The sequence below is a fragment of the Nonomuraea sp. KM90 genome (assembly GCF_052246675.1).
Classification (GTDB): Bacteria; Actinomycetota; Actinomycetes; order Streptosporangiales; family Streptosporangiaceae; genus Nonomuraea.
In genome coordinates this window covers 1-25,404 of sequence record NZ_JBQQCB010000133.1, presented here as the reverse complement: position 1 = coordinate 25,404, position 25,404 = coordinate 1, and the positions used below count along the sequence as shown (strand labels likewise).

Here is a 25,404-nt window from a genome sequence, read left to right as displayed (position 1 = left end):
AGGTGTCGAGCGGTGTTCCTAGTGACACGGATCGGACTTCCTTGTGCCACCACCGCGAACGCCGCTTACCTGGCCTGTTGCCCATAACCGTGTCACCAGCACCACCAGGAACTGCGGAACTCCGGGGTCAGCGATGTAGCTCCGCTTGCCTTCCCGCAGGTAGCGGGAGACATTTGAAGGGGCCTCGCCGGTCGTCGAAGACACCGTTGGCGAAGTAGATCAAAACGCAGCGGCCCCATGATCACATCCGTGATCATGGGGCCGCCATCGTTGTTCCTGCTCGCGGATGGAGTCGTGAGTGTCGCTGCGTTCGACTGGTTCAAACCAGATCCCGGCCGCCACTCTGGCGGTGGCTCGGGCTGCCTTCCCGAAAGGCAGCCTGGCGATTCGTATACGGGATGCGCTGGGCGTCCTATTTGAGGACGCGGACTTCGCGGCAGCCTTCTCCACCCGCGGTCGTCCGGCACTGTCCGCTGCCTGTCTGGCCTTGGTATCGATCCTGCAGTTCGGAGAGGGATTGTCCGATCGGCAGGCGGCCGAGGCCGTGCGAGCGCGGATCGACTGGAAGTACGCCCTCGGGTTGGAGCTGACCGACGCCGGCTTTGACTACTCGGTGCTCAGCGAGTTCCGTGATCGCCTGATCACAGGATCGCTTGAACAGAGCCTGTTCGACACGATCCTGGAGCGTGCCGACACCGCCGGGCTGCTACGAGCCGGCGGCCGACAGCGCACCGACTCCACTCACGTGCTCATGGCCACGCGCACGATGAACCGGCTGGAACAGGTGTACGAAACAGCACGAGCCGCTCTGAACGCGCTGGCCGTAGCAGCGCCGGACTGGCTGCTGACCCAGGCCGAACCCGGATGATTCGACCGGTACGAGGCGCGCATCGAGGACTTCCGGCTGCCCAAGACAAGGCCGAGCGCATCCGGCTCGGCCACGAGATTGGCGCCGATGGGTACGGCGTGCTGCGCGCGGTCTATTCGGAGAGCGCACCTGCATGGCTGCGCGACATCGCCGCGGTGCAGAACTTGCGCCACGTGTGGATCCAGCAGTACGTCACCATCGACGATCAACTGCGCTGGCGAACTCCTGACGAGCAGCCACCAGGCACGATCCGCCAGATATCGCCCTACGACGGCGACGCCCGATCCGGAACCATGCGCGACTCCCACTGGAACGGCTACAAGGTCCATCTCACCGAGACGTGCGACACCGACGCTCCACATTTGATCACTAACGTGATCACCGCTTCATCGCCTGGCAGCGACTACGAAGCCGCCGAGCAAGTCCATGAGGCACTGGCCGCGCGTGAACTGACGTCGGCGGTGCACCTGGCCGACCGGGGCTACATGAGCGCCCACGACCTCGCACGAGCGGATCGCCGCGGCATCGAACTGCTGGGACCGATGATGCCCGATAACGCCAATGCCGGGAAGTTAGGACGGCTGGCGGTTGCGTCAAGGTGTTCGGCTGAACCAGAGACATGAGAACGGAGATCCAGTAGAACGGGTGATCTTCCACAACCATCCGTAACAGACTGGATCTCCGTTGAGCCGACAGTCTGCCAGGTCTGCCCTGGCCGCCGCCATCAGCACGGTCACATCGGCCACCCGGAGCGCGGCAGGGGTGTTCGCGCCGGGTCATCTGGGCGAGCTGACGCAGATCATCCCCTTCGAGATGGTTGATGAGGTGCTGGCGGAAACGGGTGCGGTCGAGCGGCGGCTGCGGGATCTGCCCTCGCGGGTGATGGTGTACCTGCTGCTGGCGGCGGGGTTGTTCGCCGGGATGGGTTATCGGCAGGTATGGGCCCGGCTGGTGTCGGGTTTGGCCGGCTCGGGAGCGCCGCCGTCGTCCTCGGCGCTGGCTCAAGCGCGACGCCGGGTCGGAGTAGCGCCGCTGAAGGCGCTGTTCGAGCTGCTGGCGGGCCCGCCCGCGGGCGCGTTGCGGTGGCGAGGGCTTCTGGTCTGCGCGATCGACGGCACCACGATGTCGGTGCCGGACAGCCCGGCGAATCTGACTCGGTTCGGACATCAAAGCGGCTCGCACGGCGGGTCGGGCTATCCCCTCGTCCGGCTGCTGGCCGTCGTCGTGTGCGGCACGCGGACGCTGCTCGCGGCGACCTTCGGCCCGTTCACCACCGGCGAGACCCGCTACGCGCCCGCCCTGTTCGGCTGCCTGCGGCCGGGAATGGTGCTGCTGGCCGACCGGAACTTCGCGGTCAAGGACCTCGTCACGGCGATCGCCGGCACCGGGGCGGATCTGGTGATCCGCTGCAAGAACAGCCGGGCCCTGCCCCGCTTGACCACGTTGAGCGACGGGTCGTGGACCAGCGTGCTGGGCGGGGTGCCCATCCGGGTCATCGACGCCCACATCACCGTCACCCTGTCCGGCACCGACCGGCGAACCACCCGCTACCGGCTGATCACCAGCCTGCTCGACCAGCACCGCTACCCCGCCCCAGACCTCGTCATTCTCTACCACCAGCGCTGGGAGATCGAAACGATCTACCTCGAACTGAAGTCGACCATTCTGGGCGGGCGGGTCCTGCGCGCCCGTACCCCGGCAGGCGTCGACCAAGAGATCTACGCCCTGCTCACCGCCTACCAGGTGCTGCGACTGGCGATGGCCGACGCCACCGCCACCCATCCCGGCATCACCGATGACCGGGCCAGCTTCACCATCGCCCTGCTGACCGCCCGCGATCAAGTGATCCACGCCGCCGGCATTCTCGCCGGCACCACCATCGACCTGCTGGGACGTATCGGACGCACCCTCCTTGAAGATCCCCTGCCACAACGCCGCGAACGCATCAGCCCTCGCATCGTCAAACGCGCGATCTCCAAACACCGAGCCAAAGGACAAGTCGACCGCACCAACCACCGCGCGAACACCACCATCAACGTCCTCACCGAACATCGGTTGACAGCAGCCCCAAGCCCTTAACTTCCCGGCATTGCCGATAACGCCTGGCAGAGCGCCGAGGGCAACGGCTTTGCCGTCAGCGACTTCACCATCGACTGGGACAACCGCGTCATGACCTGTCCCGCCGGGGCCACCAGCTTGCCCTGGGTCAACGAGGTCGACCAGGGCGGAGCTCCGGTCGTTCGGCTGCGCTTTTCGATGCGTGACTGCAAGGACTGTCCCAGCCGGGGCCTGTGCACCAGCGGGGCCAAAGGGCGGCGCATCACCCTGCGCCCGCGGGAAGAGCACGAAGCCTTGCAACGCGCGCGGGTCAGGCAGAGCACCGACGAATGGCAGCAACGCTACGGCCCACAGGCAAGGCATTGAGGGCACCATCGCCCAGGGCGTCAAGGCTTCGGCCTGCGGCGCTCCCGCTACCGCGGGACCGCCAAGACCCACCTGCAGCACGTGTTCATGGCCACCGCGATGAACCTCACCCGGATCGACGCCTGGCTGACCGGAACACCTCTGGCCCCGACCCGCACGTCGCACTTCGCTGCCCTGCGGCCCGCAGCGTTGGCTAGGTAGGCATAAGGAGGTTCTAACCCAAGCTTCGTGATCGTCACGATCCGGTCTTGAGAGAACCGAGGGCTCCTTGAACCCGGCGGGAGACCAGAGAGTCTTCTCCGCTGCGGCCGGGTTCGCCTGATCTGGAATGCTGGCAGGCGTGCTAGGTGACCGTGTTATGAACGTGGTGGCGGCGGCCGTCACCCATCAGGGGCGTTTGCTCGTCGTAAGCAAGAAGGTGGCGCCGGAGGTGTTTTACCTACCCGGAGGAAAGCCTGAAGCTGGGGAGAGCCCGCAGGAGACCCTGGTTCGGGAACTGAACGAGGAACTCGGGGTCGCGCCGCGGGATATGGACCTGCTCGGCCAGGTCGAGGACATGGCAGCGATTGAGGGCGTGCCAATGCGCATGACGGTTTTCACGGCCAGACTGGCCGGACGTCCAAAGGCCGCCGCGGAGCTTGCCGCTCTGGGGTGGACCGATGGGCGTGACAGTTATGGACCGCGCTTGGCCCCAGCGGTTCGTAACCAGGTGCTTCCCCTGCTCGTCCAGACGGGAGCCCTCGTTCTTGACGAGCCAAAGTCTTGACCCACCCAATCACCTCCCAACATGGTAGGTGATCACGGGGTCGCCTCTGTTTGATCTACTTCGCCAACAGTGTCTCGCCGAACCGGCGGGGCCCCCTTCCTTCCTTTTCGCCTTGTTCGGTCCCGAGCCGTTCCGCCACCTCTTCCCGGTCCGGTAGTTGATCCCGACTATGCGGCACGCTTCCATGCTGCTGAAACCTTGATCCATAAGCCGGAAGTATTCCTCCCGCTCACGGGTCAGCTTCCGCCGCCCCTGAGGGGACCGGATCTCGCGGATCTCAAACTCCATCGCACTCCCCGAGCTGGGGTGTTGCGACGACCGCTAGAAGGAGGCAGTTGCCTGAGTGCCGCAGGCAACCTCGCGGGGCGTTCGCGCGTATTGGGAGGCGTCACAACGCGACCACGGAGGATGCACATGAAGCTGGCGACCGCACCGGGGCGGCGGCTGATCGTCCCTGAGGCCTGCCTGGCGATGGGCGCCGCGGCGGTGCTGACGCTGCCGGGCCTGACCAAGGCGCCGGTCACGCGGCTGGCGGCCGCGTCGGCGCCGGAGGGGACGTACTGGCACACGCGGATGTTGTCGCGCAACACCAACCACCGCCAGGTCGGCAGCCGGAGAACCCCTATTGGGTGGTTCAGCAGCGACTCACCGAGCAGTGGCACACGGCGGACGGCAGGGGCTGGCTCGGGTACCGGGGGCATACCCGAAGGGAGCCAAGTGACCGCCAGGCGTGGAGGCGTGAAGGCTCGCCGGTCACGTGGACCCACGATGTGGCCGGCCAGACGGTGGTGCTGTCCACGCTGCCGATCAGGGGTCACGTCAGCCCGATCCGCAGCCAGAACCCGAAGTTCTTCCTCGCTGGGCAATATCTGACGTACGAGGAGGTGCAGCGGCTGCCGGCCGACCCGGCTGCGCTGAAGTCCTGGCTGACGAGGGGGCCCAGGTGGAGGAGAGCAGGAACACCGACTCCTTCGTCGCCGGCTCGCTGCCCGACCTGCTCTACCGCCTCCCGGCGCCGAAGGAGGTCCGCGCCGCGGCCTACCAGCTGCTGCTGACCATGCCTGGCGTGCACGCCGAGGGTGCCGGGCGCGACGACCTGGGCAGGAGCGGCGCCGTCGTCTCGATCGACCAGCCGCAGGCCACCGGCCCGAAGGCCAAGGCGGGAAAACATCGCGAGGAGGCTGATCGTCGACGCCGCCCACGTGGTCCTGCTGTCGGACAAGTTCGGGGGTATGCAGCCGGGCGGGAGCAATACCGATCTCATCCTGCAGACCGGCTGGACGAACGCCGCGCCGGCGGTGCCCGCTCTGCCCGAGTGAGCCTGTTCGAGCGGCAGCCGGTAGCCGGCCCGCTGTCCGCCCGCCGTTCCTATCTCAACGCCCGATCCATCTACGCCCAGCTCGACATCTTCGGGCGATCCTGGTGCACCTGCCCGTCGACCGCAGCGCTGAGCGCATGTGCGACGCCCTGCTGGGCACCGTCGCGACGCTACCCGCCCATCTCAAGCGCTCCTTGACGTGGGATCAGGGCAGCGAGATGGGCCGACGCCACGAGTTCACCATCTCCACCGACATGCCCGTCTACTTCTGCGACCCGGCCAGCCCGTGGCAGCGCGGCTCCAACGAGAACACGAACGGGCTGCACGGCCTCCAGGCGCGCCACCTGCGGCGCTCAGCCGGCAGTGCTGCCCCGCCCGGCCCTTTCGACACCAGCGCCTCGGCCCGTTCCGTGCGCCAGGCCTTGTGCCAGACATAGGCCGACTTGCGGGAGACCCGCAGACGCCTGGCCGCCGCAGGCGGCGACATGCCCGCGGCGAATAACCCGGCAGCCTCCAAGCGGACCTGTTCACGCTTGGCTCGCGCCGCCGGGGCCAGACGACCACCATCCGGGTAACGCATCCCACCGGGATACTCCCCACCCCCCGCCGCGAGCACGCAACCACGCCGTGCTACCTCAGACTTTCAACCGCTGTTGTGGCAGGAATCAGGGGTTCATTGGCAGATTGGACACTTTGAAGCTTGTCATTGACGATGCACAGTTATCCTAGAGCCGAAATCCAGCGAAAGGACATGCCATGCTCTCTATATCGAAATCCCGAAGGTTCGGCGTTGCGGCAGCGGGTATCGCTGCAATGCTCTCATTCGGTACTGTTATGATATCTAGTGCTACGGCAGCGGCCAAATCGGCTGCAGTACCTGCTACTGAAATTAGCCCCTCTGCAGGGTTTGAGCTCTACGACACCTACACCGGCACGTCATCAAGTCCCTACGGAGACAATGCGAAGAATAAGTGCGAAATGCAGGCCTCTATTGGTCTGCAGAAGGCGTGGTGGAGAGAGTTCGAGTGCAGGGGTGACTGGCAATACTCGGCACTATATGTGCTGTGGAACGCAAACCCGTAAGAATGTAGATGATGGTGTGGAGCACGTCACGTCCTTCCTTGGATCGAAACCAGCCACGGTCGCGCGCCGCGATTGGCGCCCTGGTGGTTACGTACGTAGACAGCGCACGGCCAGAACCTCCGCCGCTTCCGATCTAGTGGTTATCGCAACGCCCCAGTGGAGGGAATGCGATGGACTTCGACTGTCCGGGGAGACGGGGAACGCAGCCGGGGGCCGCGGGAGGCTTTCCCGTGAGCGGGCGGCATACCTGCGGCTCGTGCAGCAGGGCGTGAGTAACCAGGAGGCGTGCCGGATCGTCGGCATCAACTTCCGAAGGGGACGGCGATGGCGTAACGGACGCAATGCGACCGGTAGTACCGGGGGGCGCTGCAGATCACATCGGCGGCGCCCCCAGACGTGCGTGGCCGCTACCTGAACGAGACCGAGCGGATCCACATCGCTGACCGAGTGCGGGAGAAGGCCTCAAATCCGGGAGATCGCGCGAGACCAGGGCCACGCTCCCTCGACCGTCAGCCGCGAGATCCGGCGCAACCGGCACCCCACAGGCGGGCAGTACCGGCCGCATGCGTCCCAGGGGCGTGCCGGCGCGCGCCGGCCGCGCCCAAGCCCAGCAAGATCGGGCGGAACCCGGAGTTGCGGGCCGACTTCAAGAGCACTTGCAGCAGCGCTGGAGCCCGGAGCAGATCGTCTGGAGCCTGCGCCGGACCTTTCCGGAGCGGGTGGAAATGCATGTGTGTCACGAGACCATCTACCAGGCGCTCGACGTTCAAGGTCGCGGCGAGATGCGTCGTGAGCTGACCCGGGCGCGGCCCACCGGCGGCGCCGTGCGCGAGCCGCGCCGTCTGGTCCAGCAGCGCCAGCCGCGCTCCAGCGCGCCCATGGTGATGATCAGCGAGCGGCCGGCTGAGGCCGATGATCGCGCCGTGCCCGGCCGTGGGGAAGGCGATTGCTTCATCGGCAAGAACGGCGGTTCGGCGATCGGCACACCCTGGTCGAGCGCACCACCCGCCGCGTACTGCTGGTGCACCTGCCCGTCGACCGCAGCGCTGAGCGCATGTGCGACGCCCTGCTGGGCACCGTCGCGACGCTACCCGTCCATCTCAAGCGCTCCTTGACGTGGGATCAGGGCAGCGAGATGGGCCGCCACCACGAGTTCACCATCTCCACCGACATGCCCGTCTACTTCTGCGACCCGGCCAGCCCGTGGCAACGCGGCACCAACGAGAACACCAACAGGCTGCTCCGGTAATACTTCCTCAAAGGCACCGACCTGTTGGTCCACAGCCGCGAGGGCCTCGACGCCGTCGCCGCCGACCTGATGCCCGACCACGCAAGACGCTCGATTGGAACACCCCGGCCAGGAGTTTCTCGCCATGCTTCTCCACAGCGGCAATGAAGCCCGCTGAGGGATGCCCCCGAGACTTGCTGAAGGTGCCCAGCATCGCCTTGGCGAGCTCGAACAGCTCTGCGCATTGCGCGGTCGGGCATTCGATTCGGGGACTTTGCATGGGCCGGATGGTGAGACGGTGACCTTCCATGTCATGGTGACACACCGCTGAAATTTGCTGGAGTCCGCTAGGTGAGGAACGTCATGTTCGTCGCCGAACACGGCAATTATGAACGTGCCAGTGTCCGCGCTGAGCGATCACTACAGGCCACGGGGGTAGATAGATAGTTGGTTTCGGGTGAACCGATCGCGGTCCAGGTGAACGCCTGTCATCGCCTCTACGGTTGCCAGGGCGGTCTGGAAGTGCGGATATCTGGGATAGGGGGGAGCGTCGAATGCCCCTGCCCGGTCATCAGCCTCCCTTCGTGCCACGAGCGCCCGAATAGCACCGAGATGGTCGTCCAGCGCCCGTGGATTTCTGCCCGTGCACTCCTCAGGGCTAGGACGAAAAACGTTCATCTCGGTAATGAGGTTGCCGTCGGCGGCGTAGAACAAGCTGTTGGCGCTGTTGATCAGCCACCCGAAACCCCACGCCTGCGCATTCTTGGTCAGGCGGGCCCAGATGCCGGGATCGCTGATGTAGGCGTTGGACGCCAGCACGACCACACCGTGCTCGCTCTGTTCCAGAACGACGACCTTCTCCCGCCCCGGCTCCAGCACTGTGCGGGGAATTGCCGTGTCGAGGTCGACATCGAGCCGACGCGCGACGTCAGTGACCGTGAGGGGCTCTGCCCGCCCTCGCACCACCATCCAGAACATCGCGTTGTTGATGTAGGGATCCAGCTGATCCAGGTCCTTGAGGAGCTGTATGTAATAGTTGATCATGTCGGGCGTAACCGGACTCATGTTCTTCTCCCTTGATGAGCGGAGACGACAGGGTAGCGACCGATCACGACAATTCCGATCACGAGAAGTGCCAGCGCACAGCTCTGATCACCACAGAGGTTGCACTCATCCCGCGGCGCCACCGCCAGCCCGACACACCGGAGCAGACAGGAGCCGTTATGAGCCTGGCCAACCGCAGCCCATGTCTTGGATCATCTGTGCTGGACAGCGAAGCCGCTCGGCTGGAGCAGCCCAGCCGAGCGGCTTCGCTGTGCTCCTCGACGCCAGAGATCAGTCACCGCGTTGCGACAACCCCGGGAATCCCCGGTGGTGAGGCTATACCTGTGGGCCTCTCCTGACAGCCAGTCGGCATCGAATACCACCGGCGTAGCGATTTCTTTCCACTTTGGAGCCATAGGAGTCGAGCTGGAAGCTAGGCAGAATGGGGACATCACACGATTTCAGCAAGGAGTTCGCTATGCCATCGGTGCAGTCCCAGGATCCGTTCGATCTGCAGCTTCGTGCTCTGCCGGCTGCCACGCCGGCCAACCAGAACCGGGACGCCGGTCGTGACAGTTACCCTCCCACGTGGGTCGCCACGTGCCCCACTACGCTTGCCGACACGTGCTGCTATACCTCGAGGTACTGCTGAGGGACCCTTGCGAAAGCATGAGCGCCGGAGCACTCCTGGCTCGAGCTGAAGAGGTCGCGCGCCGGGTGATTGACGAAGATCTACGATGTCGCTCGTTGCGGCAGCTGACCGCCAACACCGTCAAGACAGCCGTCAATACCTGGCGCCCCTCCTCCTTCTCCATGGGAGGGGCCGGACTCGCCGTCATGTGTGCGGCCTTTGACGAGGTGCTTCCCGGGCAGGGTTGGGATCATGCCGGACACGCTCTGCTGGCCGACGGTGTCGAGTATGTCACCGCATCACTGGGTGACCACTCTCTCTTCACAGGGGCGGTCGGATTTGCGGCGGCGGTTTGGATGTCAAGCCGCTCGGGTGAGCGCTATCATGGGTTGCTCCGGCAGTTGGACGACCTGCTCCTCCCGAGAATGCGGGCCCAAGCCGAAGCTCCGGCCATCGGCCCTGGGGTATACGACGTGGTGAACGGCCTGTCAGGCTGGGCGGGCTTCCTGTGTTGCCGCGCGTCATCCCCCGAGGTGTTTAGCGTGGCGCGAGCCGTGGCGCTCGCCCTGGCGGACGTCCTGCGCGAGGGCGGATTGCGGCGGATGATCCGGAACGCATCCGACGGTCTGGTCGTGGATTGCGGTGTAGCACATGGTGTGGCCGGACTGCTGGCCGCCTTGTCGTTGCTCGAATCTCATTTCCGGTTCGCGAGCCTTCGAATCGAGAGCGGGATCCGTTGGGCGGGGAACTGGTTGGTTGAGCGCGCCGCTGCGGTGGGGGAATGCATACTGTGGCCTGATGCGGTAGCACTGCAGCCAGCGGAGCATGGCGGCGGCGGGAGCTTGCCGGTGCATGCGGGCTCTTGGTGTCATGGCAGTTCAGGCATCGTCCGAGCGTTGTACCTGGCAGGCGAAGCGGTCGACGAGCCGGGATTTCGAGGGCTCGCCGTGGAGGCGATGCGGAGCCACTGCGAGAAGGAGCCAGAACTCCGCTCACCAAGCGTATGTCATGGGCTGGCGGGCCAACTGCTCCTCACTCTGGCGTTCGCCAAGGACACCAATGACGCGATTTTCGTGCAGGCCGGCAAATCCATGACACAGCAGCTGTACGAACGTTACCGCGCCAATTGCCCACTGGGATTCCGGGAGGTGGAGGGTGAGGGCTTGACGGAAGTCGACCATCCTGGTCTTTTGAGAGGTGCGGCCGGCACGGCACTGGGGCTGCTCGCGGGACATATCGAACAACCGCCTCAGTGGGGACGGCTGCTCCTGCTGTCATGATCCTCTTACGTTTCGAGGTCGCACTCGGCTGTGGCGAACCGATATCCTTCCATTTCGCGTTCGGGGTGCCTGTCATTCGACTGAAGCACTCAGCCTGCCGGGGCGAGACCCACGCCATGCGATCGCCAGCTGCGTTCGGCTGCTACACCGAGTCTTGGACAAGATATGCGTCAAATGCTTCTTGACCGTATCGATGGTGATGAACAACCGATTCGCAATCTGGTCGTTGGTCAAGCCTGCCGCGACCAACTCCGCGACGTCATGCTCCCGAGGAGTCAGCGCCGTCCATTGTCTCCGGCTCTCGGTCTCTGACTCTCGCAACGCCACCTGTGCGGAAAGGTGAAGGCTCAGTTTGCAAAGGATCATCGCTTCACGTTGTCCCGCTGTACCCAGGGAGAAACTAACCGAAAGGTAGAGGTCTCGTGGTTGCGAGCCGCCAAGCCTCGAGACGACGATGTGCCCGTGCTGTCCGCCCGCGATGGGGCCGTTCAGCATGACCAACCCGTGCCCGGCATGAGGAGGGTGCGTGCACATGATTGTAGTGACTCGGTAGTGATGTCCGTTGCCGGTACCTACGATCATCGGGAACCCGGAGTTCGGCCTGCCCGGCGGCGCTGGGCCGTCGATCGTCGAGGCCAGCTTCCAGCCGAAGTGAGTGGCGAGCGATGAAGGCAGGGCTCGGCGTAATCCGCCGCCTGCCGGATCGGTGGCCACCTCATCCAAGACGCAAAGGATGCGGCGGTAGTCCGCCGGCTCCAGAGGGTCGCAGGACGTGTGCAAGTACATTCGGCACCTTTGTTCACCGAGAGCTTCCGGCCAACGTACGGTGTCGGCGGGGCCGGTAACAGGCAGACACTAGCCAAAGATCCACGAAATACCGCCAGGGTGGCATCCTTCCACGTTCGGGTAATTCCCTTCTTTACGGCTTGAACGGACACTGTCGCAGGTGAGATGGCGATCATCGATGGAAGCCTCAGCAGAGCGGGAAGCGCCGATTTACGCGGCGGCGCCTTTCGGGCTCCTCAGGTTGCCCAGGCTGCCGATGCAACCGGTACCTGCTGACGCACCGGATCTGGACCCTGAGTCGCCCGACCAGAGGGATCGCCTGCTGGCCTATCTACGCCAGGCCGCTGCGGACCCGCTCGTGTACGAGGCCTTGGCGGTGTCCAGCGCCTCGCTGGCACACACGCTGTCGTTGATCGACTCTGGGCTGCCGGTAGCCACCGCGCGCCTGAAGAGGGCCGTGTACAGCGTCACCAAGTACCAGCTGCGCATGTCGCATCGGCCCATGCCGTTCGGCCTCATGGCGGGGGTGGCGACCCTGGATTTCGGCAACCGGACACAGTTCCGCCACGACTCCGAGGTCACGAAGGCCGCACGGCCTGACATGGGGTGGTTGATGGAGCTCGTCCGGAGCTGGGAACGCCACCCTGACGTGCTACGCCGGCTCCGCCTCGTCGGCAACGACCTCGCCCTGGTGCGCGGCACCCGACTGATCATGCCCGGGGTGCGGCACATCAGCGATCCTGGCCCGCAGAACCATGAAATCTCTGTCAGCAACACTGCGGCGGTCCAGCGCGCGATGAGTCTCACGGTGCGGCCAGTGTCTTATCCGGATCTGGTCGAGGAACTCCTGTCGGCTTTTCCGGGGTCAGCCAAGCACCACATAACCGCGATGCTGGATACCTTGATCGAGCACGAGATTCTCCTCACTGACCTGCGGCCTCCGCAGCATGCGCCGGACCCTCTGGAACACGTCGTCGAACGGCTGAGCGCCGCCGGCCATCCGCAAGCGGTGCAACTGACTACGGTCCGGGACTCCATTTCCACATTCGAGTCTTCGCTCGCCGGCCAGGCTCACGGGGCTGTGCTTCAGGTCAAGCAGGCCCTGGCGGCCGTGCTTCCCGGCAACCGGTCCCTTCAGGTCGACATGCGCGTGGACGCGCACGCCGTCCTTCCGGTCAACGTCGCCGAGGAACTGGCCACAGCCGCCGATGTGCTGTGGAGGACGAATCCCGACCCTGTGCCCGCGTACCTGCGCGACTACCACCAGGCTTTCGTCGAGCGATATGGCTATGATCACGGCGTCGGGCTCAAAGAGCTCCTCGACCCCCTCCGCGGACTTGGCGCACCGGCCGGCTACCAATGGCCACCCGCCCAGCGGAAGGAGGAGGCTCCTCCTCCTGGGGACACCAACCGCGCCCAGATCCTCGCCGGCCTCGTACAGAAATCCCTTGTCGTGGGCGCTCGCGAGATACTGCTTGACGAGTCGGTGCTACGCGAGCTGACCTCGACGAATCTTGAAGTCGACAGCCCTCAGTCCCTGGACCTGTGCGCGACCGTGCTTGCCGATTCGCTGGAGACGATGCGCGCTGGCGAGTTCCACCTGGCGCTCCCGCCCACCATCGGCGCCCCCTGCGCGGGGTCCTATTTCGGTCGATTCCTCCATATGCTTCCGGAACTGGTGCCCTCTCTTCAGTGCCTGATCAAGGAAGTCCACGAGGGCGAAGGCGCTCTGCCCGTCCAGGTGTTCTTTCAACCGACGGACGACCGGTATGGGAATGTGTCTCGAGTACCGCAGGTGCTACCCCATCGCATGGTGATCGGCGGCTACGACAACCGGGAGGATCCGGCGACGCTGCCACTGAGCGATCTGCTGATCGTCGCCGACTCTGCCGGCCTGCGGGTCGTCTCTCGTTCCATGGACCGCGAGATCGTGCCGATTTTTCTGCATCTGCTCAATCCCCACACCGGCAAGCCGAACGTGGTCAGGCTTCTGGGAGACATAGCGCAGGTCCGTCGCCGGTCGGCTCGGCCGTGGCTGTGGGGGGACTTGGCTCGCCTGCCGTACCTGCCTCGGGTTCGCTACGGCAGAACCGCGCTCACTCCGGCTCGCTGGCTACCGTCGCCCGGACTCAAAGACCACAGCCGGTCGTGGGGGTCCTGGCTGACCGCCCTGGAGGAGTGGCGTGAGCTGTGGTCCGTTCCCAGCAAGATCGAGATCGTCTCAGAAGATCAGCGCCTCCCGATCGATCTGGACATCACGCTGCACCAGCGACTGTTCCGACAGGAGATCAGTAAGGTCCGGCGGCTCACTGTAGCCGAATTGCCGATGGGTGGGCAGTTCGGTACCGGATGGACTGAAGGGTACGCCAACGAGATCGTGGTCCCTTTGGTTCCCCGCGGAGACAGCCCGAAACCGGTCCGGTCTACGGCGACCGTCACCGTGGCCTCGGCAGGCCGGGTGCATCAGCCAGGCGGCGAATGGCTGTTCGCCAAGCTCTATCTGCCTGAAGAGCACCAGGACGAGTTGCTGACCGAGCATCTGCCCGACCTTCTTGACCAGGTAGAGGACTTGGTGGATCGCTGGTTTTTCATGCGGTATCGCGATCCGGAGCCTCATATACGGCTTCGCCTGCACGGCGAGCCGCCGGTGCTGTGGGGCAATGTGCTCGCCTCATTGAACGACTGGGCGGGCGCCGCCCGCGAGGCCGGGGTCCTCCAACGAACGATCATGGACACCTACGAGCCCGAATACACCAGGTACGGCGGCGAGGAGCTGATGGAACTGGCAGAAAAGGCCTTCGCCGCCGACAGCCGTGCTGTCATCGATCAGCTCCGTCTCATCTCCCAAGGTCGTCTCGCACTCGAGCCCATGCTGGTGCTGGCCTCGGACCACCTCGACGCCGCTCGCGGCTTGTATGGTCGGGCCTGGGCCGACTGGCTGCTCCTGACGTACCCCAAGAAGGAAGACACTCATGGGGAGTTCCAGAGTCGCCGAACGCCGGCACGCGCGCTGGATCCAACGGGGGAGTGGCGGGCGCTCTCCGGCGTCCCGGGAGGGCCACTGCTGATCACCACGTGGGCGGAGCGATCCGCTGCGTATGCCCGTTACGGGGAGGCACTCCGCACCCGCTTCGGCGACCAGGCCCCCCTCGTCCGGGGAGCGGCATCGAGCATGCTGCACATGCATAGCAACCGCTTCCTGGGTATTGACGAGAACCTTGAGAAGGCGTCTTACGCCGTGGCCAGAGGGATTGTGGAAACGGTCCGCAACCGCTCCCGGTTCCTGCGGTGAACGGCCGTCGCGCGTCCGCCGCGAACCTTGTCGAAACCGTTGCGGAACGCCTGTCCGACCCGGGCGCTGTGGCTGCGGCGATCCTGTCCGACCCCAGCAAACCGGGGGGCTGGTCGCTCTCGCGTGGTTACCCGGCAGTGGCGCTGTTGTTCGCCGAGCTAGGCAGGGATGACTCCCGTTGGCGGGACATCGCACACGCGATGCTCTCGCAAGCGGTTGCCGAGATTCCGGTCCAGGTGGATATGTCGCTGTACACGGGCCTCGCTTCGATCGCGTTTGCCGCGAGGGCCAATGCGGTCGAGGACGGCGACTACACGTCGGTACTCGGGCAACTGGACTCTCGCCTCTCACAGGCTGCCGGTTCTCTTTGCGCCGCAGAACTGCGAACGCTCAGGACTACGGGGTTGGCAACCGTCCAGAGTTACGACGTGATCAGTGGGTTGACAGGTCTTGGACGGTACCTGCTGTTGACTCGATCCCATCAGGAAAGCGTGAGCGAAATCCTGCGCTACCTCGTAGCGGTCACCGAGCGCCAACGCGCCGATGTGCCTGGTTGGTGGGTCGATTCGCGGCCGTTCGCGGAGATGTCGCAGGAGGCGGTCGAAGCGTACGCTTGGGGACACGGCAACTTCGGGCTCGCCCACGGGATTTCAGGTCCGCTCGTCCTCCTGTCCCTGGCATGGCGGATGGGAGTGATTGTTCCAGGTCAGCAAGCGGCGATCGAACGCGTTGTTGATTGGCTCTTGCGTTGGCAGTTCGTGGACGGGTATGGCGTGTGCTGGCCTACGGTTGTCAGTTTGGAGCAGCATGAGGGCCGCGAAACCGTGCCCCCGCGCTACGTCGGAAGCTGGTGCTACGGCACTCCCGGACTTGCGCGCGCGATCCAGATTGCGGGCCTTGCGCTCAACCGGCCGGACTGGAGGCAAGTAGCGGACCGAGCGATGCTGTCCGCTCTTGAGCGACCAGTGGAACATCTCAATCTGCGCTCCGCTGCAATCTGTCACGGCTGGGCGGGACTGCTGCAGACTGCCGTACGCATCGCAGCTGACGGTTCCGAGGCAGGGGAGAGGGTGGCTGACCTGGCCGCGGAGAGGACCCTGGCTCTCTTCGAATCCGAGGCGGCCTTCGGATTCCGCTTCCCGACCGGAAGATCTCCTGCATCCCACGATGGCCCAGGGCTCCTGGAAGGCGCCGCGGGGACAGCTTTGTCATTGCACGGCTATGCGACTGGACGACTGCCGCGGTTCGAGTGGGACGCAGCGCTGCTCCTCGCATGAGACAGCCTGGTCGGCGAGGCATCCCCGAGAAGCGTGAGCGGGCCTGTTCTTGGAGCCGCATGGTACGCCCTCAACTTCCGCAACCCGTGGCCTTTCCGCTAATGGGAGTTTCTCTTCTCACGAAACGCTTGAAACTACGGCCGAGCCGCCGCCAAAATCGACGCCAAATGTACGTCGTCGCGCCAGTCAACCACGCAAGGTCAGCCAGCCGTCGTTGACAACCGTTTCCGCGAGGGCTCAACCCGGACGTTTGGCGACTGAGCGGCCGTCATGGTGGCTACGTCGGCTTTGTTGTCTTATGACTCATGCCAGGAATCTTTTCCGTGAGAGACCAGCTTCTACGACGCCTCGCGCGATTGCCAGCGTTCGGGACTCGGTAGTGGGCTGGATGCCGATAAAACGGTTGTGGTGCACGTGCAGCAGTCCGCGTACCACTGCCAGGCGGGAGCTGCTCAGCCGCTTATCGGCCGTCAACCGCCGAACGACCTGTCCATAAGCCGCGACGGCGGGTCGGCGTGACTTCCAGATTTCCAGCAGCTCGGGACCGCCTGCCTCGGTGGCCAGCGCGGGCCAGTCACCATCGGTGTCGATAAGCCTGATTGCTTCCCTGCGTATCGACTGGAATGCAGCGTGGTGATCGCCTCGAGGCATTCGTGACAGCAACCAGTTCTGCCAGTCGGAGTCTCCAAGACCACGTAGGATGTCGACGTAGTTGGCTGTGGTGAGGAGCTCCGCGTCGATCAGCAGGCCTCGCTCGCACAGGTTGAGCTGGGCTAGGACAGCGGCGCTGTCGGCGGCGAATGCCCGTTCGGCGGCCTCGATCGCCTCGGCGCCGCCGTATCTGGCGACCTCGGGCTCGTAGGCGTCAAGCACGAAGCGTGCCACCGAACCTGCGCTAGTCAGCGTTCCGGCCCAGTCACGCATGCGGGACAGCAGGTGCTTGTGCAGGTCCACGGGATCGCCGTGGAAGCGCAGACGCAGATGCGGGTCTGGATCTGCATAGCGGATGAAGAACCATCGATCTACCGATGCGGGCAAATTTGCGAGCAGGTCCGGTAGGTGCCTGCCGAGGATCTCATTTTGCCTATCGCGTGCACTGTACAGCTTCGCGTAGAGCCATTCGCCTCCCGGCAGGTGTCGGGGGCGCAGGGCTCGGTCGCTATGGGTAGGTCTGGCGACGGCTCGGTCAGTGCCACCTGTGATCGTCAGGGGGATGACGATCTCGTTGGCGTGCCCGTCCAGCCACTGTGTCTCTGCAGCCGTGCCCGGCGGCTCACACACCACCGTGTCAGGGTGGCGCGCCAGCTCGTGACGCAACAGCTGGCGGTGTAGCGGCACGGCGAGGTCGAGCTCCACTCGGTAGTCGGCGATCGTCACCTGCACCCGGTCGGGCACTCGCCATTCCGCGCGCCACGCATCAAGAGCAGCGGACCACTCATCGTCGCCTAGGCCGCGATCACGCAGGCGGGCGTCGACCCGCCAGCGAGCTGGCGCGAACACGGTCCGGCGGTAGCGCACCCTAGGCAAGCAGGGAAGCAACTCGGCTGCGCCCCACGACCAGCCATACAGGCGGTGCCGGCCGCTGTCGGAGATTTCGCTGATGAGACGGACGGCGTTCGCGCTTTGCCGCGCGAGTTTGAGCATGTGCGGCGAGACGGTCATGATCTCACGGCCGTGCGGAGCCGACACCAGGAACAACCTGTGATCGTCCGCCCCCATCAGGAGATCATTCGTGGAGAGCACATGTGGATCCGACCGCTCGGCGAACGCGCCCACAACGAGGGTGTGGTCGCAGACCATTGGCACTTGCACGACGTTGGCCACGCGCGGATCGATCGGCTGGAAGATCAGCTGAGTCCGCACCGGTCCGTCGCCACCGGCACCGGTGGGGAGGGGAGCCATCGGATAGCTGCCCTCGGGGAAGAGGTAGGCGAAGCGCCCGAAGATGGACCCGGCAGCCGACGAGCCCGTCATAGGCGCAACCATCAGCCGGAATCTGCCCTCATCCAGGTCCGCCGCCGACTCGGCGAGGACTTGTACGCACAATTCCGCGGACTCAGGTGGAGGCCGGAGGTTTCCCTCGTCCCCGGCCAGCTGGCCCACGAGCTCGTCGTTCAGCACGACCTCGCCTGACCCGGACAACAGAGCTCGTGCGGCCAGCTCGGCAAGCAGCATGTCGCGCGGACGACGGCGCTCCGCGTCCGGCTCGGCCCGATGGTCAGTCACGGGCACTTGGTATCCGGCTGGGTAGCCGAGGCCCCGTTCGGAGTCCACGGTCTCGTTGAACGGGACCAGCTGGTGGGTGCCGTAGCGGTCGAGAAATTTTTCGTGATATCGCTGCAGATGCGTCGGGTCAGTCGCGGGCGCGGAAATCCGTAGCAACGTTGTGGCGGCCGCCGCGGCCTCGTCGGCTACTGACCGCGGAAGTGTCACATCGATGTCGAAGCGCAAGTCCACGTGGATCGGGGACTTGTTTGTTGGCCGCAGCGCCCTCATCGCGCCGACAGCTGCCCGCCACGCGAGTCGGCCTTCCCCTGGCGGGCGTTCGGCGTAGCGGGTCAGCGCCGCGGAGATCTCGCGCAGTTCGGCCATCTCCGCCAGTCCTTCGACCGCGGCGACGCGGTCCAGGACGTAAGCCAGGGGATCGCCGCTCAGCGGCGGGCGAAGGTCGGTGAGTAGCATCTCGTATTCCACGAGCTGACCGGTCATGGCCTCAATGGCGTCTGCGGGCGCTCGTGGGAAAGCCGTCGCCAGCCGATCGAGCAGCTCGGTGTATGAGACCGGACGTGCGGCCCATTCCATGACCAGACGCACAGGCTCGGTGTAGCGGACGGACACCTCCTTGGCGATCTTGACGAGTTCGCTCTCTTGACCGCCGCGTCGGACGTAGGGGAGCACCAGCCGGTCTCCTCGTACGATGCACAGGTCGTTGGCGACCACTCGCAACTGCCTGCGAACATCCGGCTGACGCTCCCAGTCGGCCAGTAACATGGCCAGCCAGCCGGCGTCAGGACGCACCCCTTTGGCGTGAGCACTGCCAACTCGAACCTTGGTCTTGTCGCCGAAAGTGGCCATGGCGACGCCCGCGAGCAGTCCGAAGGGAGTGGGGCGACCGGTCATCCGCAGCAGGTAGCGCGCCGTGGCCATGACCAGCCGGCGGCGCTTAGCCGCCCCTACCGGCATGCTCTCTTCGATCCGGTTGAATGTGCCGGCCAGCGATTCGCTGGAAATTTCCAGGGCCTCGCGTAGGGAAGGGTCACGCAGAACCTTCTCCAGGAATGCCCCGCCCGCCTCGTCACCTGCGTCGACCAGTTCGGTGGGGACGTCGGCAGCTCGCGCTACTGGCGCTGCCGGCATGCGCAGCATGGCGACGGCGCCGGCGGCGAATCGCTGTTGTTCACTCATGGGAAGTCCCTGCGTCGCGTTCGAGCGTCCGGTTGCCTGAAACTGCGGTCGGCGCCGCATAGCTGAAGGAGCCAATGCCGTCAGTCGCCGAACATGATTTCTTTGGCCGCTAACGCGATGTTCGCCTGGGCGTGGTAGGGAAGGTCGAGCCGGTTCCAATGAAAGATCACGTGGTGAGCGGTTACGGCGCGGACTCCCCGGGTGAGTAGCCCTTCATCCGCCAGGGTTCGCAGTGCTCGCCCTGTATGCTCGAAGGCGGGAAGCCACTGGTCAGCGAAGTGTACCGAGCCGGCATTGAGCACAGTTCCGTCTGCAGTGAGGAGACGAAGTAGGGCGGTTTTGAAGGCGTCCCATTGATCCGGGCTCGCCGTGCTCTTGGCCGGGCGAAGTTCCATGACCTTGGCCCACACATCTCCTTGCTCGAACCGGTCCTGTACAGCGGCTCGTATGAGTGTGGTGCACAGGAGGATGGACAGCTCTCGGCGCCTGTCCCGTGGGGCGGACGTTGTCGTTGGACTGTCCGAAATTCAGGAAGATGTTGTGACTGTCGGTGTGGAACAGGCGGTGGGCGATCTCCATTCCTTTGCCGCCACCAAATGCTTGTATCTCAGGCTCATAGATTGTTTCAATCCACTGGGAGATGTAGCCGCGGGCTCGCATGTGGTTCGCGGCATCATGCAGGAACTTCTTTGCTTCTGAATCGGTGTCGGATGGCTGATAGCGAAACCGCCATCGTTGTTTCCGAATGAAGAACCAGGACGTGATCAGGCCGGCGGATTGGGCCTCTCGTAGCACGGGCCCTAAGTGGGTTAGAGCGTGATGTTCGGCAGTCTTGTAGTCGTTGAACTGGACTGTGATCTGAGACCATTGGGGTAGTTCGTCCATCGTCCCCTTCTTCGCAGGTCCGGCTCGATCGAGCGAGATCGGAGCGAGGAACAAAACGGCGTACGCGACGCCGCCACCTCACTCAGGTTCCGAGCCGCGATAGAGCGGCTCGCGGCGGGCCATTAGTGGCGCTGACGTCGCCGGCCGAGACGCACGCGCGCAATCACAAGATGTCTGTGCCACCATCAAGCACGTGAACCAGACACTTCAGTGAAGTGCCTGGTTCACCTGCACGCGGGCCTTGGAACACCCTGCTCGGATGCCCTATTCGCCAGGGAGTCGGCCAACGATCAGAAAAGGGCACTTATGCATCTCAACCCTGACCATTCGTGGACGACCCTCGCTGTATCTCGATCAAGTGCTCCAGGTCACGAAATTCTTCTTCTCAGTGGAAGATCGGTGACGCGTCACTGACCGTAGTAGTGCTAGTAAGGAGCTTCGCGTCGAGGCTGTCATCACGGTTGGCTTCCACAAGCAGAGCCATTGGGTTCAAATCGAACTCCGAGGGCATGATGATCTCCTATCGGTCATTGGGACATAAGCCCCATCAGGCCACTTAAGAACGAAGTATCTACCTGACGCAACTAACTACGCAATAGGCCCCAGACTTCATCTGCTAACTACGACAACATTGGCAGGAAAGCTGCTATCTATGGCAAAGAAGCGACTCCTTGGCAGTGAGATCACATGGGTGCCAGACGCCCTGTGGGGGCCTCACCGGAATCGGCGGCGAGGGCAGAAGTAATCACCGGACATCGCATCTTCAGCTGAGGAAATCGACGCGATCGATCAGGCCGTCGCGGACCCGGTAGGCGACGAGCACTCGCACTGAAGTGTCCGCCCCGTGCGTGATCTCGTGGTCGACGACCCAGTCTCCCTCCGCGAGCCTCCCGACGACCTCAGCCTTGTATCGGCGCTGAGCGAACAGCCGGGCATACACCTCTCGCAGTTGCGTGCGACCGCGTATCTCGCCACCATTCGCGCGGCTGATACGCACGTCATCGGCATAGGTGGCGGCGAAGGCGTCGAGGTCATGAGCGTTATACGCGGCGAGCTGACGCTCCACGATGTCAGCCGGTTCAGTCATGGCTCCGATGATGCCAAACACCCGCGCACGTTTGCCTACTGCCGTGGCCATGAACGCGTCGGCGGTCTCCGTTCTGACTTGTCGGCGCCATGTCGGGTGCCCCATTAACGTGATCTCAGCGAATTGCCGGTAGGTACAAACCCACCCTGAGCTGGTACTTCAACCAGAACGCGATCGACGCCGACGGCTGGTACGCCTTACTCACCAACCTGCCCCCCGTCAGCGCCGACGCCGGACAGGTGCTCCGCCACTACAAGGCCAGGAAGCCGTCGAGCGCCGCTATCAGGCCTTCAAGGGCCCGCTGGCCGTCACCTACCTGTACCTGAAGAACAACCGCCGCATCCACGCGCTGATCGCCGTCATCTGCCTGGCCCTGCTCATCTTCTGCCAGGCCCTCGCTGGCCGCGGCGCCGCCAAGGTCAACGGTCTGCACGCCGGGCGGCCGGCCGTCCCCACCGGCAAACTCATCCTCGACGCCCTGGTCGGCATCCGGGTCATCCCGGGCACCGGCCAGTTGCCATCCCCCAAACCACCGACTCCAACTCCACCTAACCATGGGACGAGAGGGACGGCCGTGGGACGACATTGCCGCCGCCCCACGGCCATGTCGCCCCCGACCGGGCCATTGCCGAGGGTGGGGTGCCGCGAGCCTCCAGCCACATGGTCTTCCCCGACAGAGGCGGGTTGAGGGCGCAGTGGATGTAGGAGAGATGCACACAGGTGGAGTCTTCCGCGAGGTGGACGGGCGTTGTGCGCCCACGCATTGGATGTGGAAGACGGGCCAGCGGCCTGGCAAGCCCCCTTTCCTCGTGTCCGGCCGCCTCTGGGCAGCGCCCCGATGAGGTGAGCTCGCCGTGCCCTCCGGGATGTGGGGAAGGCCGACGGGGGGACGGCTTGGACTCGTGCACCACGACGGACGCAGCCACCGCCGTGGTGCACCAGCGCGAGCAGCGCGGCCTGGCTGGAGCATCCGGATCCATGCCGCTGTACGTGTCGCTCGTCCACCGGCGCGGACGTGTGCCTCCTGGCAGCTTGCCCGCTGTCAGGCAATGAGGTGGTAGGCCAAGCTGCACGTCGCGGCACCGAGGATGGCGCCTGCGATGGCCTCGGGTACGGTGTGCCCTGCTCTCCATGGGTGCGTCGGTGCGTGCGGACGCGAGACCATGCCACCGCTGCTGTGAGCAGGGCGGCTATGACTCCCGCCATGACGCCAACGGTCAGCAGGGTGATGCCGGCTGCCCCGAGTACGAGGCGCTGGCCGTCGATGATCGACTCTGCGCCCGGGACCGCACACGCGCTCGCTTGTGGGTCGGGACGGCGTTGAGCAAGAACGGAAACAACGACTATGCCGCCCGCCTGATGGCAACGGCCATCAGGGGATTTCGAGAACCTTGGCGAGCCCGAGGACTGGTCTGTCGCACATCAGAAACTTGCCCTGGCTCGCCGGGGCGCCGGAGACCTTTCTGAGGCGCTGCGGCTGATCGACCTTGCCCGTGCCACCACCCTCACCGACGCCCCCATGCAGCGCGTGCGGTTGGAGACGGCTTACGGACACATCATGCTTTTCGACCCCGCCACCGTGGATGATGGGCTGATGATCCTCGATCGTGCCGCGCGAGAGGCTGCGCAGCACGGGCTTGCGCACCAACTGCGCAGCATCGAGGGTCTTCAGCGGACCATCCAGAGGGAGCAGCGTCCTCCTCTGCCAGGGCGAACAGGGAGCAGCCGAGTGAGCGTCAAGCAGCAGCAGGTCATCACCGACGAGCAATGGCAGCACGCCCGAACCATCTGGGACTACCACCAGATGCACCACGACCTGCGCCGGTGCGATGTGGCCATCGGCTTGGGCAGTCACGATCTCGGCGTGGCACGCGCGGCGGCAGAGTTCTATCACGCGGGATGGTTCTCGCTGCTCGTCTTCTCCGGCGCCACCAGCCCCACCACCGCGGCGCGCTTCCCCCGTGGTGAGGCCGTCCACTACCGCGAGCACGCGCTTGAGCTCGGGGTGCCTGATGAGGCGATCCTGGTGGAGTCGAGCGCGACCAACACCGGGCAGAACATCAGCCTGTCCCGGCAACTCCTAGCCGACTCCGGGACGCAGCCCACATCGGTGCTGCTGATCTCCAAGCCGTACATGGAGCGCCGGGCTTACGCCACCGCGCGCAAAGTGTGGCCGGAGGTCGATGTGGTGTGCGCCTCCGAGCCGCTGGAGCTGGACGACTACGTCAGCTCGATCGGCGATCCCAAGCTGATCATCGACATGCTCGTTGGTGACCTCCAGCGCGTGATCGAGTATCCCAAGCTCGGCTACGCCATCGAGCAGCCCGTACCAGGAGATGTCAATGACGCCTACCAGGCTCTTCTCCGCGCCGGATTCGACAGCAGACTCCTATCGTCCTAACCTGCCGTACGGCGAGATGTGCGCTATCCACCAGCCCAACCTCTTCCCGCGGCTTGCGACCTTGGCGAAGCTGTACGTTGCCGACTACTGGATCGTCCTGGACGACGTGCAGTTCGCTCGACGCGACTACCAGCACCGCACACGCCTCGCTCCGCCTGAGGCTCCTGAGCAGACGAAGTGGCTTTCCATTGCCACCCATCTGCCGCACGGCCGCGCCACCTCGATTCGCGGAGCGCGCCTGGCCGATCCCGCCCGCTGCCCACGCCGCGTTGCGCAGCTCCTCGCGGACCATTACCGGCACAGCACCCACTGGCCAGCATTCAAGCGGCGGCTCAAACCTTTGCTCGACGAATTCGAGAAGACGGACCGCCTGGCGGACGTGACGGAGCTGTCCACGCGCCTGCTGCTGGAGGAGGTCGGGTGGGAGGGACAAATCCTGCACAGCAGTGACTTGCTGGCTCGCGGGGAACGGTCACAGCGGCTGGCTGACCTTGCGTGGTTGACGGGTGCGACGACGTACCTGTGCGGGACCGGCGGCATGCGATACCTGGACCCTGCCGCGTTCCGTGTTCACTCGATCGAGGTCCTGCCTTTCCAGACCCCCCTCTCGGGTATCTGGACATCCGCCCGTGAGCTGAGCGCCGTGCATGCTCTGATGCTGTCCGGTCCACACGCCTTGCGGCGCGCGATTACCGACCTGCAGGCACGGCTCGTGGTGGGCCTGGGGGAATCGCGTCTGCGGCACTGGGCACCTGTGCCCTGATGCCGGCGCCTGCCTGGTTCCTAGGAGGTGTCATTGAACTGCAGGCGCTCGCAATTCCGCAGGCCCGCAGAACGACGCGTGGATCGGCAACGTCGTCGGCCCCGGACGACGGTGACGTGGTGCTGCTCGACCTTGAGCGCTGCTCGGTCGGGCCGCCGGAGTGGGACCTCACCTCCACCGCGGTGAAGGCCTTCACGATGGCTGGCATCACCACCGACGACTACGACCTGTTCGTGCGGGCGTATGGGCACGACGTCACCACGTGGGCCGGGTTCGAGACGCTGCGGGACATCCGGGAATTCCGGATGACGTGCATGGCGGCCCAGGTCGCCGCCGAGAATCCCGCATGGCACGACGAGATCATGCTGAGGCTGGCGTGCCTGCGCGGAGAGGCCGGGCCACGCCCCTGGCCGTGGAAGCCCGTCCCGTAGCTTCATGGCGCTCTCGGAGGCCAGCCACGAAAGGGTGAGGCTGGCGTGCCCCCGCCTGGGTGGGAAGGGCAACGGGGCGACGCTATCCGTGTGGGCGGTGGGACGGTTGAGACTCGTCCGGCGTGTCGCCCCGAAGATCTCCCTTTCGGGATTCGGAATCCGATAATGTCACCGGCTAAGAGTGGTGGACTGCAGACTGGCCGGCGAGGGCCTGGTCGCCCCGCGAAGGGTGGCCACAAGCGCAGCATTCGGGTCATGAACGAGGGCGTCTACAAGCACGCTACTGAGGTGTGGGCCAAGTGAACCGTGCCGGGTTTGTTGGAGACCGGGTTACGTGGCTGGGGTGAGAGTAGCCGAGTTGATCTTTGTGCGGTAGAGGGTTTCGTATTCGGCGGGTGGAAGGTCTTGGCAGGCGCTGTGAAGGCGGCGGTTGTT

The 25,404-nt window shown here is 64.9% G+C and carries 20 protein-coding genes and 5 pseudogenes; 15 read left to right on the top strand and 10 right to left on the bottom strand.

All coding sequences use genetic code 11. The features are described from left to right. The first annotated feature begins 298 nt into the window (after positions 1-298). The 5 genes and pseudogenes from ACTWPW_RS53995 to ACTWPW_RS53975 all read left to right on the top strand — a co-directional run bounded on the left by ACTWPW_RS53995 (position 299) and on the right by ACTWPW_RS53975 (position 4,058). Positions 299-868 (top strand): transposase, encoded by a 570-nt coding sequence (locus ACTWPW_RS53995; RefSeq protein WP_443173552.1) that lies wholly within the window; start codon positions 299-301, stop codon positions 866-868. After that, a complete protein-coding gene (locus ACTWPW_RS53990; RefSeq protein ID WP_443173551.1) occupies positions 865-1,491 on the top strand; it encodes a transposase in 627 nt (208 codons plus the stop codon). Before ACTWPW_RS53995 ends, ACTWPW_RS53990 begins: the two co-directional genes overlap by 4 nt. A gap of 139 nt (positions 1,492-1,630) precedes the next feature. Then, on the top strand, positions 1,631-2,947 hold the full coding sequence (locus ACTWPW_RS53985) for an IS4 family transposase (RefSeq protein ID WP_443173550.1): 1,317 nt from the start codon (positions 1,631-1,633) through the stop codon (positions 2,945-2,947). 90 nt (positions 2,948-3,037) lie between these two features. Beyond that, positions 3,038-3,493: pseudogene (locus ACTWPW_RS53980) on the top strand (transposase). Positions 3,494-3,650: 157 nt separating this feature from the next. Continuing rightward, positions 3,651-4,058, top strand: coding sequence for an NUDIX hydrolase (locus ACTWPW_RS53975; protein ID WP_443173549.1), 408 nt, complete (start codon positions 3,651-3,653; stop codon positions 4,056-4,058). Positions 4,059-4,145: 87 nt separating this feature from the next. On the opposite strand, the pseudogene ACTWPW_RS53970 reads toward ACTWPW_RS53975, so the two are convergent. After that, positions 4,146-4,346 (bottom strand): annotated as a pseudogene (locus ACTWPW_RS53970) (IS30 family transposase); the annotation flags it as partial. Positions 4,347-5,001: 655 nt separating this feature from the next. Here ACTWPW_RS53970 and ACTWPW_RS53965 point away from each other — a divergent pair. Then, the gene (locus ACTWPW_RS53965; RefSeq protein WP_443173548.1) at positions 5,002-5,574 is read left to right on the top strand and encodes a hypothetical protein; all 573 of its coding nucleotides are present in this window, start codon (positions 5,002-5,004) and stop codon (positions 5,572-5,574) included. Further along, positions 5,475-5,699 (top strand): annotated as a pseudogene (locus ACTWPW_RS53960) (transposase); the annotation flags it as partial. The gene ACTWPW_RS53965 and the pseudogene ACTWPW_RS53960, both read left to right, overlap by 100 nt. Here the strand turns inward: ACTWPW_RS53960 and ACTWPW_RS53955 are convergent. Beyond that, positions 5,639-5,863 carry a helix-turn-helix domain-containing protein gene (locus ACTWPW_RS53955; RefSeq protein ID WP_443173547.1) on the bottom strand — a complete coding sequence of 75 codons (225 nt, stop codon included), beginning with the start codon at positions 5,861-5,863 and terminating at the stop codon, positions 5,639-5,641. The pseudogene ACTWPW_RS53960 and the gene ACTWPW_RS53955 overlap by 61 nt on opposite strands. Before the next feature lie 777 nt (positions 5,864-6,640). Here ACTWPW_RS53955 and ACTWPW_RS53950 point away from each other — a divergent pair. Beyond that, positions 6,641-7,818: pseudogene (locus tag ACTWPW_RS53950) on the top strand (IS30 family transposase); the annotation flags it as partial. A 289-nt stretch (positions 7,819-8,107) separates the two neighbouring features. On the opposite strand, the gene ACTWPW_RS53945 reads toward ACTWPW_RS53950, so the two are convergent. Continuing rightward, a complete protein-coding gene (locus ACTWPW_RS53945; RefSeq protein WP_443173546.1) occupies positions 8,108-8,752 on the bottom strand; it encodes a hypothetical protein in 645 nt (214 codons plus the stop codon). Positions 8,753-9,355: 603 nt separating this feature from the next. Here ACTWPW_RS53945 and ACTWPW_RS53940 point away from each other — a divergent pair. Then, positions 9,356-10,642 (top strand): lanthionine synthetase LanC family protein, encoded by a 1,287-nt coding sequence (locus tag ACTWPW_RS53940; RefSeq protein WP_443173545.1) that lies wholly within the window; start codon positions 9,356-9,358, stop codon positions 10,640-10,642. 72 nt (positions 10,643-10,714) lie between these two features. Here the strand turns inward: ACTWPW_RS53940 and ACTWPW_RS53935 are convergent, their stop codons facing one another. After that, a complete protein-coding gene (locus tag ACTWPW_RS53935) occupies positions 10,715-11,356 on the bottom strand; it encodes a response regulator transcription factor (RefSeq protein WP_443173554.1) in 642 nt (213 codons plus the stop codon). A gap of 250 nt (positions 11,357-11,606) precedes the next feature. On the opposite strand from ACTWPW_RS53935, the gene ACTWPW_RS53930 reads away from it, so the two are divergent. After that, complete coding sequence (locus tag ACTWPW_RS53930) at positions 11,607-14,720, top strand: lantibiotic dehydratase (protein ID WP_443173544.1); 3,114 nt, start codon at positions 11,607-11,609, stop codon at positions 14,718-14,720. After that, entirely contained in the window at positions 14,717-15,997 is a 1,281-nt protein-coding gene (locus ACTWPW_RS53925; RefSeq protein WP_443173543.1) for a lanthionine synthetase C family protein, read from the top strand. Before ACTWPW_RS53930 ends, ACTWPW_RS53925 begins: the two co-directional genes overlap by 4 nt. A gap of 303 nt (positions 15,998-16,300) precedes the next feature. Here the strand turns inward: ACTWPW_RS53925 and ACTWPW_RS53920 are convergent, their stop codons facing one another. Further along, positions 16,301-19,402 carry a lantibiotic dehydratase gene (locus tag ACTWPW_RS53920; RefSeq protein WP_443173542.1) on the bottom strand — a complete coding sequence of 1,034 codons (3,102 nt, stop codon included), beginning with the start codon at positions 19,400-19,402 and terminating at the stop codon, positions 16,301-16,303. An 80-nt stretch (positions 19,403-19,482) separates the two neighbouring features. Further along, entirely contained in the window at positions 19,483-19,851 is a 369-nt protein-coding gene (locus tag ACTWPW_RS53915; RefSeq protein WP_443173553.1) for a thiopeptide-type bacteriocin biosynthesis protein, read from the bottom strand. On the opposite strand from ACTWPW_RS53915, the gene ACTWPW_RS53910 reads away from it, so the two are divergent. Continuing rightward, complete coding sequence (locus tag ACTWPW_RS53910; RefSeq protein ID WP_443173555.1) at positions 19,850-20,101, top strand: hypothetical protein; 252 nt, start codon at positions 19,850-19,852, stop codon at positions 20,099-20,101. The two genes, ACTWPW_RS53915 and ACTWPW_RS53910, sit on opposite strands and share 2 nt — an antisense overlap. On the opposite strand, the pseudogene ACTWPW_RS53905 reads toward ACTWPW_RS53910, so the two are convergent. The 4 genes and pseudogenes from ACTWPW_RS53905 to ACTWPW_RS53890 form a co-directional block, all read right to left on the bottom strand. After that, positions 19,985-20,287, bottom strand: a pseudogene (locus ACTWPW_RS53905) (thiopeptide-type bacteriocin biosynthesis protein); the annotation flags it as partial. The gene ACTWPW_RS53910 and the pseudogene ACTWPW_RS53905 overlap by 117 nt on opposite strands. Before the next feature lie 763 nt (positions 20,288-21,050). Beyond that, a complete protein-coding gene (locus tag ACTWPW_RS53900; RefSeq protein WP_443173541.1) occupies positions 21,051-21,374 on the bottom strand; it encodes a nuclear transport factor 2 family protein in 324 nt (107 codons plus the stop codon). Positions 21,375-21,624: 250 nt separating this feature from the next. Further along, positions 21,625-21,930 (bottom strand): hypothetical protein, encoded by a 306-nt coding sequence (locus ACTWPW_RS53895; protein ID WP_443173540.1) that lies wholly within the window; start codon positions 21,928-21,930, stop codon positions 21,625-21,627. 816 nt (positions 21,931-22,746) lie between these two features. Continuing rightward, a complete protein-coding gene (locus ACTWPW_RS53890; RefSeq protein ID WP_443173539.1) occupies positions 22,747-23,022 on the bottom strand; it encodes a hypothetical protein in 276 nt (91 codons plus the stop codon). Positions 23,023-23,103: 81 nt separating this feature from the next. On the opposite strand from ACTWPW_RS53890, the gene ACTWPW_RS53885 reads away from it, so the two are divergent. From ACTWPW_RS53885 to ACTWPW_RS53875, 3 genes are all read left to right on the top strand, one after another. Continuing rightward, positions 23,104-23,775 (top strand): YdcF family protein, encoded by a 672-nt coding sequence (locus ACTWPW_RS53885; RefSeq protein ID WP_443173538.1) that lies wholly within the window; start codon positions 23,104-23,106, stop codon positions 23,773-23,775. Further along, complete coding sequence (locus ACTWPW_RS53880; RefSeq protein ID WP_443173537.1) at positions 23,717-24,538, top strand: WbqC family protein; 822 nt, start codon at positions 23,717-23,719, stop codon at positions 24,536-24,538. The genes ACTWPW_RS53885 and ACTWPW_RS53880 overlap by 59 nt, the downstream gene beginning before the upstream one ends. A 119-nt stretch (positions 24,539-24,657) precedes the next feature. Further along, on the top strand, positions 24,658-24,969 hold the full coding sequence (locus ACTWPW_RS53875) for a hypothetical protein (RefSeq protein WP_443173536.1): 312 nt from the start codon (positions 24,658-24,660) through the stop codon (positions 24,967-24,969). Positions 24,970-25,404: the final 435 nt, after the last annotated feature.